General features: G+C 46.5%; 10 protein-coding genes. 7 read left to right on the forward strand and 3 right to left on the reverse strand.

Annotated elements, in window-relative coordinates; translation table 11 throughout:
- Window position 1: 1 nt before the first annotated feature.
- The 3 genes from uxuA to AB4585_RS16945 form a co-directional block, all read right to left on the reverse strand.
- Complete coding sequence (uxuA, locus tag AB4585_RS16935) at window positions 2-1,189, reverse strand: mannonate dehydratase (protein WP_017068145.1); 1,188 nt, start codon at window positions 1,187-1,189, stop codon at window positions 2-4.
- Window positions 1,190-1,396: 207 nt separating this feature from the next.
- The gene (locus tag AB4585_RS16940) at window positions 1,397-2,179 is read right to left on the reverse strand and encodes an FCD domain-containing protein (protein ID WP_017068144.1); all 783 of its coding nucleotides are present in this window, start codon (window positions 2,177-2,179) and stop codon (window positions 1,397-1,399) included.
- A gap of 107 nt (window positions 2,180-2,286) precedes the next feature.
- Window positions 2,287-3,270 carry a TRAP transporter substrate-binding protein gene (locus AB4585_RS16945; protein WP_029235323.1) on the reverse strand — a complete coding sequence of 328 codons (984 nt, stop codon included), beginning with the start codon at window positions 3,268-3,270 and terminating at the stop codon, window positions 2,287-2,289.
- Between the two features lie 299 nt (window positions 3,271-3,569).
- Between AB4585_RS16945 and AB4585_RS16950 the strand changes: the two genes are divergently transcribed.
- The 7 genes from AB4585_RS16950 to AB4585_RS16980 all read left to right on the forward strand — a co-directional run bounded on the left by AB4585_RS16950 (window position 3,570) and on the right by AB4585_RS16980 (window position 10,598).
- Complete coding sequence (locus AB4585_RS16950; protein WP_372170367.1) at window positions 3,570-4,082, forward strand: TRAP transporter small permease; 513 nt, start codon at window positions 3,570-3,572, stop codon at window positions 4,080-4,082.
- 15 nt (window positions 4,083-4,097) lie between these two features.
- On the forward strand, window positions 4,098-5,405 hold the full coding sequence (locus AB4585_RS16955; protein ID WP_017068141.1) for a TRAP transporter large permease: 1,308 nt from the start codon (window positions 4,098-4,100) through the stop codon (window positions 5,403-5,405).
- Window positions 5,406-5,501: 96 nt separating this feature from the next.
- Window positions 5,502-6,965, forward strand: coding sequence for a fructuronate reductase (locus tag AB4585_RS16960; RefSeq protein WP_017068140.1), 1,464 nt, complete (start codon window positions 5,502-5,504; stop codon window positions 6,963-6,965).
- 12 nt (window positions 6,966-6,977) lie between these two features.
- The gene (uxaC, locus tag AB4585_RS16965; RefSeq protein WP_108094027.1) at window positions 6,978-8,390 is read left to right on the forward strand and encodes a glucuronate isomerase; all 1,413 of its coding nucleotides are present in this window, start codon (window positions 6,978-6,980) and stop codon (window positions 8,388-8,390) included.
- A 3-nt stretch (window positions 8,391-8,393) separates the two neighbouring features.
- Window positions 8,394-9,386 (forward strand): sugar kinase, encoded by a 993-nt coding sequence (locus AB4585_RS16970; protein ID WP_017070469.1) that lies wholly within the window; start codon window positions 8,394-8,396, stop codon window positions 9,384-9,386.
- 9 nt (window positions 9,387-9,395) lie between these two features.
- Window positions 9,396-10,022, forward strand: coding sequence for a bifunctional 4-hydroxy-2-oxoglutarate aldolase/2-dehydro-3-deoxy-phosphogluconate aldolase (locus tag AB4585_RS16975; RefSeq protein ID WP_017068137.1), 627 nt, complete (start codon window positions 9,396-9,398; stop codon window positions 10,020-10,022).
- Window positions 10,023-10,151: 129 nt separating this feature from the next.
- Window positions 10,152-10,598, forward strand: coding sequence for a YgjV family protein (locus AB4585_RS16980; RefSeq protein ID WP_372170370.1), 447 nt, complete (start codon window positions 10,152-10,154; stop codon window positions 10,596-10,598).

The raw sequence follows: 10,598 nt of genomic DNA on the forward strand, positions 1-10,598 counted from the left end.
GTTACTTGGTGTAGAAAGCGCGTTTCAATGCCATCTCTAAACCACGAACTTCAGCTAAGCCTTTCAGTCGACCAATCGCCGAATAACCTGGGTTAGTTGTTTTCTTTAGGTCATCCAGCATTTGATGACCGTGATCCGGACGCATTGGAATTAAGCGGTGATCGCCCACTTCTGCACGACGATTTTCTTCATCCAAAATAGCCATCACAACGTTGTACATGTCCACATCACCATCTAGGTGGGCTGCTTCGTGGAATGTCATTGGGTTGCTCTCTTCACGCTTAGTTGAACGCAGGTGCGTAAAGTAAATTCGGTCACCGTGCTTTTTGATCATATTAACCAGATCATTGTCGCCACGAACACCGTATGAACCCGTACACATCGTCAAGCCATTCATTTTGCTCGGTACATGCTCGGTCAACCAATCAATGTCTTCGATCGTTGAAACGATGCGAGGCAAGCCTAGAATCGGACGCGGTGGATCGTCTGGGTGAACCGCCATCTTCAAGCCATTCGCATCACAGATAGGCATCAGCTCAGCGAGGAAGTAAGACATGTGCTCACGTAGCTTGTCTTTGTCGATTCCCGCATAGCGATCTAGCTGTGCTTGAAACGCTTCTAGTGTGTAACCTTCTTCAGCGCCTGGCAGGCCAGCGATGATGTTATTAGTCAGTTGCTGAATTTGCTCTGGCGTCATGTTGTTGAAGTAATCCAACGCTTGAGCTTGCTCTGATTCTGAATAGTCCGATTCTGCACCTGGACGTTTCAAGATATGCAGCTCAAATGCCGCAAACGCGATTTGGTCAAAACGCAGTGCGCGCGAGCCATCAGGCATTTCAAATTCTAAATCGGTACGCGTCCAGTCCAACACTGGCATGAAATTATAACAAACCGTATCGATGCCACACTCAGCAAGGTTAGACAGAGTTTGCTTATAGTTATCAATCCACTGCTGGTAGTTGCCAGTTTGAGTTTTGATCTCTTCGTGCACAGGCACGCTTTCTACAACCGACCACGTTAAACCTTTCTCTTCGATAATGGCTTTACGCTTAAGGATTTCTTCTTTTGTCCAAACTTCACCATTTGGAATATGGTGCAGTGCATTCACAATACCAGTTGCGCCCGCTTGACGAATATCGTCTAGCGAAACTTGATCATTAGGGCCGTACCAACGCCACGTTTGTTCCATGAGACTTACCTTTCTTTAAGACGCACTTAGCCGGCTCGAATTAATCAAGCTAAATGCAATAACGACTTCTTAATGGCAGCAATGACAATTACTGCCCGAGATAGCACCGGTCTACGCCGGTCTAAAGACGATTACCTATCTACAACCTAGTGAATGAATCAGCTTTCAAGAGGAGCCTTGTCGCTGAATTCAACATTAGCTTCAGAACTAGCTTTCTGAGCTAAGCAGCACCACTGGGTTGGAGCTAAATAAGTAACCATCAAAGTTTGGGTCATCAATGTCTGACAGCGCTAACAAACGCTGTTTAACATTCTCAAGGTGTTGCCACATTGCGTTCTTAGCAGCGACAGGGTCTTTGCGCTGTAAGGCGGCGAGGATACGAGCGTGATCATCTAACCATTCTTCACGGTAATCTTGACCACTGATGTGAGAGTGGAGTTTATTCCACATTGGACTCTTTTCGCGTCGATCCCAGGATTGTTTCAACATATCTACCAGCACAGAGTTTTGAGTTGCCTCTGCAATACACATGTGAAATCTTTCATCTCCGCTGCAATCGGTAGTGCCGCTTGCAAGCTCTTCGCGCTCGAGTTCGAGTGCAGAGCGCATCTTAATGATGTCGCCCGGAGTGACCTGAGTTGCCGCAAACTCCGCGATATTACTTTCCAGTAATTGGCGGGCCTGCAGCATCTCGAATGGACCAGCGTCATCGCTGACCACATTCTCGCGAGAATGAGTAGGAATGTTCAGGACATAAACACCTGACCCTTTTTTTACCTCAACTAAGTTTTCAAGCTCTAGCATGATGATCGCTTCACGCACTACAGTGCGGCTTACATCTAGACGATCAGCAATATCGCGTTCTGGAGGTAACCTATCTCCGACCTTATACAGGCCTTCAATCAGTTCTTTTCTTAGTACTAACCCTATCTCCTGATAAGGTCTTTTCGGCTCGAAAGGCATCATGATGATATTGTCACTTCTTTCCATTGTATTTCTCTCGCCATCATAATGACCAAATATAATTGGTCAACCTCTATATCTTAAAATGCAGTAACACCTTGTTTTTGTATTACTCTTTTTTCTATATTTGCTCGTTATTCAACAGCCTGAATACGGTCAATCAATGCGCTCAATTCTGGGTCCGCTTTATCTAGCGCGTCGTACATAGGTTGAACCGCTAGTGCGAACGCAGCCTTGTCTGGTTCCACAAAAGTAACGCCCATTTTCTCGGCTTTAGCACGCTCTTTTGCTTCCGATTCAGCCCACAATTTTTTCATCAATTCAGATGAATCACTTGCCGCCTTCATTAGCGCATCTTGTTGTTCTGCAGTCAGTTTATCGTATGCTTTGGTTGAGATAACCAACACATCCGGAACCATCGTGTGCTCATCTAAGCTGAAGTATTTAGACACTTCACTGTGACGGCTCAAGCTGAAAGAAGGAATGTTATTTTCAGCCGCATCTACGACACCTTGCTGCAGTGCTGTGTACAACTCACCGTAAGCTAGTGGCGTTGGGTTACCGCCTAACGCTTTCACCATCGCAATTGCTGATGGGCTTGGTTGAACACGAACTTTCAAACCTTTCAGATCTTCTGGTGTGTTAATTGGCTTATTGGTATAGAAGCTACGCGCACCAGCGTCGTAGTAAGTCACACCAATAAAGCCGCTATCACGAGAAGAGTTAAGAATGTCACGGCCTACTTCACCATCAGTCACACTGTAGTAGTGCGCTTGATCGCGGAATAAGTAAGGCATGTTGAATGATGAATAAGCAGGAGAAAAAGCTTCTAGCTCAGCAGCATTACTTTTCACCATATCTAAAGCGCCGTTCTGCATCAGCTCCATAGATTCACGCTGTGTACCCAATTGAGCATCAGGGTAAATACGAATACGCACCTCACCATCAGTCAATTCACGTACTTCTTTCGCCATAAACGTCATCGCTTCATGTACTGCATGGTCACGAGGGTGGTTATGGCTCAGTTTCAATGTTGTCGCTGCATAAGCAGAAGCTGTTGCTCCAAAAGTCAAAGCAGCACCGACAACCGCACTAATCAAAGTTTTACGCGTCATCATCATTCTTATTCTCCGTGGATTGGTTATCCAAAATGTAGGGTGTTTTTTGTTATGGGCTCATATTGGGGCTCAAAAAAGGAACCGTCAAAGCTGAAATTAAAATTGATTGACCAAAGTCACAATAAAAACCCATAAATTGGTCAACCAAAATCATTTGTGAAGTTGCTCACGCCAACCAAAAAATGAATAGCTTATGATTCAGCCAGATTTTTGAACATCCCATCCCTACATAGAAACAATTTCTTACATTGGTAAACCAATTGTTATGAGATACGCAATTTTGTTGAAAGGAAATAAACATGAATAAATTGGTCAGTTACATAAATAGAGGGTTGGCCGCCTTTACAGTGTCTCTATCGTCTTTCTTAGTGCTGTGTGTGATATGGCAGGTTTTATCCCGCTATGTTATTGGCAAACCAAGTACTGTTACCGACGAGCTCGCGCGTTATCTCTTTATGTGGGTAGCCTTAATTGGTGCTGCTTACACTACGGGGCTGAAACGCCACCTTGCCATCGACCTGCTTACGATGAAGCTGACTGGCAAACGCAAATTAATCAACGAAATCGTTATCCAAATAGCCATCGCTTCTTTCTCTTATATCGTTCTGTTGCACGGTGGCAGCCAACTTGCAGCTAAAACACTTGCGATGGGACAACTGACTCCCGCTCTAGGTTTAGAAATGGGCTACATCTACTTCTGCTTACCGGTTAGTGGCGCTTTGATGATTTTTTACTCAGTCGTATTTACCTACGAACGCGTTAAACAATTAATGTCAGGTGACGATTTGATCACCGACTCACAACTTGATTGATAGAAGGATTTCACAATGGAATGGCAAGTAATACTGACATTATTCGGTAGTTTCGCTGTACTGCTTACAATCGGTGTACCGGTCTCTTTTGCGATTGGTTTATCGTCACTAGCAACCATCTTAATGAGCTTACCGCTTGAGCCTGCAATTGCTGTAGTTGCTCAACGTATGGCGGCAGGCCTTGATAACTTTGCACTATTAGCAATTCCGTTCTTCATTTTGGCGGGCAACATCATGAACCAAGGCGGCATCGCGCTGCGTTTGATCAACTTCGCGAAAGTGTTGGGTGGTCGTCTACCAGGTTCACTCGCCCACGTAAACGTGATGGCAAACATGATGTTTGGGTCTATCTCAGGCTCAGCGGTTGCATCGGCTGCTGCAGTTGGTGGCACTATGTCTCCTCTGCAAAAGAAAGATGGATATGACGAAAACTACTCGGCTGCGGTAAATATTACGTCATGTCCTGCGGGCTTGCTTATCCCACCCAGCAACACGCTGATCGTGTTCTCATTAGTTTCTGGTGGTACCTCTATTGCAGCATTGTTCTTAGCAGGCTACATCCCAGGCCTATTGATGGGACTGAGCATCATGATGGTGGCAGGTATTATCGCGAAACGTCGTGGCTACCCAGTCGCAGCTCGTCCTTCCACATCAATGGTATGGAATACCTTCCTAAAAGCAGCACCTTCTTTAGCACTGATCGGCATCATCATGGGCGGCATCATTGGCGGTATCTTTACTGCGACTGAGGCTTCCGCAATTGCTGTGGTATACACGTTTGTTTTAGCTGTGCTTGTCTACCGCGAAGTGAAATGGGGTGATATTCCAAAGATCATCCTTGAGTCTGCAGTAACAACATCTATCGTTCTATTACTGGTTGGCGCATCAATGGGCATGTCTTGGGCAATGGCGAACGCCGATGTACCTTACATGATTGCCGATGCTCTACTCGCGGTTTCCGAAGACCCACTAATGATCCTACTGATTATCAACGTGATTCTGTTGATTGTTGGCATCTTTATGGATATGACCCCTGCGGTTCTTATCTTCACACCAATCTTCTTACCAATCGCGCTAGACCTAGGCATCGACCCTGTGCACTTCGGCATCATGATGACCTTCAACCTTGCTATCGGTATCTGTACACCGCCAGTAGGTAGTGCTCTGTTCATCGGTTGTTCGGTTGCCAACATTGCCATCGACAAAGTCATCAAGCCTTTATTGCCATTCTATGCCGCACTTATTGCAGCCCTAATGGCCGTTACTTTTATCCCTGAGCTGAGCTTGTTCCTACCTGAATTGGTACTGGGCTACGGTTCGTAATTTGGTCACAGATAGATTCTAAGACTGCTAAACACTCAAACGCTTTATCAAATAATAAAATCCCGCTGGTTCGCTGGCGGGAAAAGGAACTGAATAATGAAGACTGTTGCTAACTCTACGCTGCCAAACACTGTACTACGACCTGACTACGACCGTTCAGCACTCCAAAGCCGTATCGTGCACCTTGGCTTCGGTGCATTTCACCGAGCGCATCAAGCGTTGTTCACCAATGAAATGCTCAGCAAGACCAGCACTGATTGGGGTATTTGCGAAATTAACCTATTCGGAGGCGAAGACTTAATTGAATCACTTCGCACGCAAGATCACCTTTACACGGTTGCTGAAAAAGGCGCTGAATCCACAGACGTTAAAGTGATCGGCTCAGTGGCCGAATCTCTTCACCCAAGCCTAGACGGCATCGAAACCGTATTAGAAAAAATGGCCGAACCTCAAGTGGCTATCGTTTCTATGACCATCACAGAGAAAGGCTACTGCGCAGACCCAGCGACAGGAAAACTCGACAAAAATAACCCATTAGTCATCGCTGACCTAGCTAACCCAAGCGAACCTAAATCAGCATTAGGTTACATTGTGCAAGCGCTCAAAATTCGACGTGAACGTGGCTTAACACCATTCACGGTCATGTCTTGCGATAACGTGCAAGAGAACGGTCATGTAGCAAAAGCAGCGATCATTGAGTTTGCTCAACTGCTTGACCCAGAATTACGTGATTGGATTGAAACCAATGTCACCTTCCCATGCACCATGGTTGACCGTATCGTACCCGCAGCAACAGAAGAAACACTGACAGAAATTGCAGAACTGCTTGGTTGTGAAGACCCATGTGGCATCGCCTGTGAACCCTTCCGCCAATGGGTGATTGAAGATAACTTTGTGGCAGGTCGTCCAGATTGGAATGTCGCTGGCGCAGAGTTCGTAGAAGATGTGGTGCCTTACGAAGAGATGAAACTGCGTATGCTCAATGGCAGTCACTCTTTCCTTGCTTACCTTGGATACCTTGGTGGCTACGACCATATTTCCGACACTATGACGGATGCTGGCTACCGAAAAGCCGCTTTTGACATGATGATGAAATCACAGGCACCTTCGTTAACGATGCCTGAAGGGACTGATTTAGAAGGTTACGCAACCTTGCTGATCAACCGCTTCACTAACCCAAGCTTGAAGCACAAGACGTGGCAGATTGCGATGGATGGCAGCCAGAAGATCCCTCAACGTATGGGTGGCAGCTTACGATTCCATTTAGATCAAGGCTCAGATTTCTCGTGGCTTGCAACCGCCATCGCTGGCTGGATGCGCTATGTATCTGGCGTTGATGAGCAAGGCAATGAGATTGATGTCCGCGATCCAATGGCAGACACACTTCGCCAGATCTGCGACCAGCATGGACTCAATGTTTCTGTGGTTCCAGCATTACTTGCGGTTGAAGCGATTTTCCCTGCCGAGCTAGGCCAAGACCCGCAGGTCATTGATGCGGTAAGTTCAGCGTACCAATCATTAATTGAACACGGTGCCGTTGCGACCGTGGCTGCGTTATAAGGAGTACAAACAATGAAGAATTTCTTATGTGAAGACTTTTTACTGTCGAATGAGACTGCACGTCGTTTGTACCATGAACACGCAAGCCACCAGCCGATTTATGACTATCACTGCCATCTAAACCCGGCAGAAGTGGCTCAAGATCGTCAGTTCGAAAACATGTCTAAGATTTGGCTTGAAGGTGACCACTACAAATGGCGTGGTATGCGTTCAGCAGGGATTGATGAGCGTCTGATTACTGGAGGCGCAAGCGATTATGATAAGTTCATGGCCTGGGCTAGAACCGTCCCTCAAACCTTGGGCAACCCACTTTACCATTGGACTCATTTAGAACTACGCCGCCCATTTGGTATTACTGGCACTCTCTTTGGTCCAGAAACCGCAGACCAAATTTGGCACGAAGGCAACGAGCTATTAGCGACACCAGAATTTAGTGCTCGCGGCATCATGAAGCAGATGAATGTGGTGATGGCTGGTACGACAGACGATCCAATTGATTCTCTTGAACACCATAAGGCGATCGCTCAAGACAATTCATTTGATGTACAAGTGTTACCAAGCTGGCGCCCAGATAAAGCCTTCAAAATCGAACTCGACACCTTTGTCGATTACCTGCGCCAACTTGGTCAAGTAGCCGATATCGAGATCCGTCGATTTGATGATCTGTTGAGTGCGCTAGACAAGCGTTTAGTCCACTTTAATGCCCATGGCTGTCGTGCAGCAGACCACGGTATTGAAGTGGTTCGCTACGCACCTATTCCATCAGAATCGGATTTGGATGCTCTGTTAACTCGACGCCTCAACGGCGAAACGCTCACCGATTTAGAATGTGCACAGTTCTCAACAGCCGTTCAAGTGTGGTTAGGTAAGCGATACGCAGCAATGGGTTGGGTAATGCAGCTTCACATTGGTGCTCAACGCAATAACAACACGCGTATGTTCCAACTGTTAGGCGCAGATGCAGGGTTTGATTCGATCAGCGACAAGACGTTTGCCTTCGAATTGGCTCACCTATTAGACGAGATGGATCAAAGCAACGAGCTGCCTCGCACCATCCTTTACTGCTTAAACCCTCGCGATAACGAGATGATGGCAACCATGATTGGTAACTTCCAAGGTGGCGGCATCGCGGGCAAAGTCCAGTTCGGTTCTGGTTGGTGGTTCAACGATCAGAAAGACGGCATGCAACGCCAAATGGAACAGTTATCTCAACTTGGTCTGCTTAGCCAGTTTGTCGGCATGCTGACTGACTCTCGCAGCTTCTTGTCGTACACACGCCACGAATACTTCCGCCGAATTCTGTGTGACATGCTTGGTCGTTGGGCTGAAAACGGCGAGGTGCCAAACGACATGTCACTGCTTGGCCCTATGGTCGAAGACATCTGCTTTGAAAACGCAAAACGCTACTTCGAAGAGAGGGCGTAACCCATGAAACATATCGCCATTATTGGTGAGTGCATGATCGAGCTTAACGGCAAACCGTTCGGCTCAATGCATCAAACGTTTGGCGGAGACACACTCAATGCTGCGGTCTATCTAAGCCGCGGCTGCGAGGCCAACCTCAATCAAGATGACATAAAAGTGTCCTACGTCACGGCTTTGGGCGCAGACCCGATTAGCAAGGGAATGTTAGAACGCTGGCAACAAGAGGGGGTGTCGACGGACCTTGTTCTACAAGACAGCCAACGTACTCCGGGTCTATACCTAATTCAGCTTGATGACGCAGGTGAACGTACCTTTCTGTACTGGAGAAACCAGTCGGCTGCACGCTACCTGCTACAGCACCCAGATTTCAATCAGATAAAGCAGGCACTGCGCAATGTCGATATGGTCTTTCTCAGCGGGATCACATTAGCGATTCTGCCTGAACAAGATCGTATCGAGCTATTGAACATCTTGGTTGAGTTGAAGGCACAAGGTGTTGAGATTGCCTTCGACAGTAACTTCCGCCCTGCACTTTGGCCACAAGACGAAAACCAAACCGTCAAAAACAGCTACCAGGCCATGTATACATTGACGGATTTAGCGTTGGTCACATTCGATGATGAACAATTAATTTGGGGCGATAGCTCTCCAGAACAAACTATCGAACGTCTAACGACGCTGGGTGTTAAGCGATGCATCGTCAAACTGGGTGCAGATGGCTGTCTCATTCAAGATGCCACCATTCAAAGTAACATACACCCAGATTCTGGTGCCGCTTCGGCTCCACTAGCGGTGCCAACCCTGCCTGTTGATCATGTCGTTGATACGACCTCGGCAGGAGACTCATTCAATGGCGGATTTTTATCGGCTTACCTTGCGGGCGAAGACTTAACAAAGTCATGCCAGCGCGGCAATACCATGGCAGGCGTCGTTATCCAACATCGTGGTGCCATTATTGCAAAAGAACTCACTCAAGCGGCCATCACAGCCATTTAAGGAATACCAATGTCTAACATCAAACAACAACTGAAAACACTGAAAGTTATCCCTGTGATCGCTATCGACAACGCTGAAGACATCATCCCTCTGGGTAAAGTGTTAGCTGAAAATGGTTTACCTGCAGCAGAAATTACATTCCGTTCGGAAGCTGCAGTTGAAGCTATTCGTCTACTTCGTGAATCACAACCAGATATGTTGATCGGCGCAGGCACTGTGCTCAATCGTGAGCAAGCTATTGCGGCTAAAGAAGCAGGCGCAACGTTTGTAGTCTCTCCTGGCTTTAACCCAAACACGGTAAGAGCCTGCCAAGAGATTGGTATTGATATCATTCCTGGAGTCAACAACCCGAGTACAGTAGAAGCCGCTCTAGAAATGGGCTTAACCACATTGAAGTTCTTCCCTGCTGAAGCATCAGGTGGCATCAACATGGTTAAGTCACTTCTTGCGCCTTACACGGATATTGAAATCATGCCGACCGGTGGTATCAACCCAAACAACATTAAAGACTACCTAGCGATACCTCGCGTGCTCGCATGTGGCGGTACTTGGATGGTGGATAAGAAGCTGATTGAAGAAGGCAATTGGGAAGAGCTGGCTCATTTAACTCGTGAAGCCGTTAAGTTAGTCAATTAAACCTAGTGCAATAGCATTTTGACGTTATATCTAGCCCTCCTTTTGGAGGGTTATTTTATGGTTGAGCATTATTCTTTCAAAGTTAATATTTAATCGTGCTCGATAGCATCTTAAAAATAAAGGCTAAATATGGAAAACTGGATAACACAAGGAGTTGGCGGCCTGGCTTTTTGTATCGGTGTAATGGCCTTTTGGCAAAAAGATGATATGCGTTTTCGCTACCAGATGATGATCTTTTGTTTTGTAATGAGTATCCATTTCATATTAATGGGCGCCATAGTGGCGGCTATAGGCGTAATTATTAATGCTATTCGCAGCTATGTATCGATAAAAACTCAATCGCGCAAAGTGATGTGGTTCTTTATTGGCTTGATGTGGTGCATGACTTTACCCAACATGAATCATTTCTTTGAATTTATTACGGTTGTTGGTTCATCCGTTGCGACATGGGCACTCTTTTCAAGACAAGGCATCGCATTGAGGTCCTTGATCTTATTCAATTCTTTCTGTTGGGCTAGCCATAACATTTGGATTGGTTCGATTGGCGGGTCCTTTGGGCGTTGTTGCCTAAATTAG

The sequence above is a fragment of the Vibrio sp. 10N.222.49.C9 genome (assembly GCF_041474985.1).
GTDB lineage: Bacteria > Pseudomonadota > Gammaproteobacteria > Enterobacterales > Vibrionaceae > Vibrio > Vibrio crassostreae_C.

Coding starts and splice junctions, on each gene's coding strand:
- uxaC (WP_108094027.1), top strand. CDS start 6,978: ATGAAGAATTTCTTATGTGAAGACTTTTTACTGTCGAATGAGACTGCA.
- AB4585_RS16945 (WP_029235323.1), bottom strand. CDS start 3,270: ATGATGACGCGTAAAACTTTGATTAGTGCGGTTGTCGGTGCTGCTTTG.
- uxuA (WP_017068145.1), bottom strand. CDS start 1,189: ATGGAACAAACGTGGCGTTGGTACGGCCCTAATGATCAAGTTTCGCTA.
- AB4585_RS16975 (WP_017068137.1), top strand. CDS start 9,396: ATGTCTAACATCAAACAACAACTGAAAACACTGAAAGTTATCCCTGTG.
- AB4585_RS16955 (WP_017068141.1), top strand. CDS start 4,098: ATGGAATGGCAAGTAATACTGACATTATTCGGTAGTTTCGCTGTACTG.
- AB4585_RS16980 (WP_372170370.1), top strand. CDS start 10,152: ATGGAAAACTGGATAACACAAGGAGTTGGCGGCCTGGCTTTTTGTATC.
- AB4585_RS16950 (WP_372170367.1), top strand. CDS start 3,570: ATGAATAAATTGGTCAGTTACATAAATAGAGGGTTGGCCGCCTTTACA.
- AB4585_RS16960 (WP_017068140.1), top strand. CDS start 5,502: ATGAAGACTGTTGCTAACTCTACGCTGCCAAACACTGTACTACGACCT.
- AB4585_RS16940 (WP_017068144.1), bottom strand. CDS start 2,179: ATGGAAAGAAGTGACAATATCATCATGATGCCTTTCGAGCCGAAAAGA.
- AB4585_RS16970 (WP_017070469.1), top strand. CDS start 8,394: ATGAAACATATCGCCATTATTGGTGAGTGCATGATCGAGCTTAACGGC.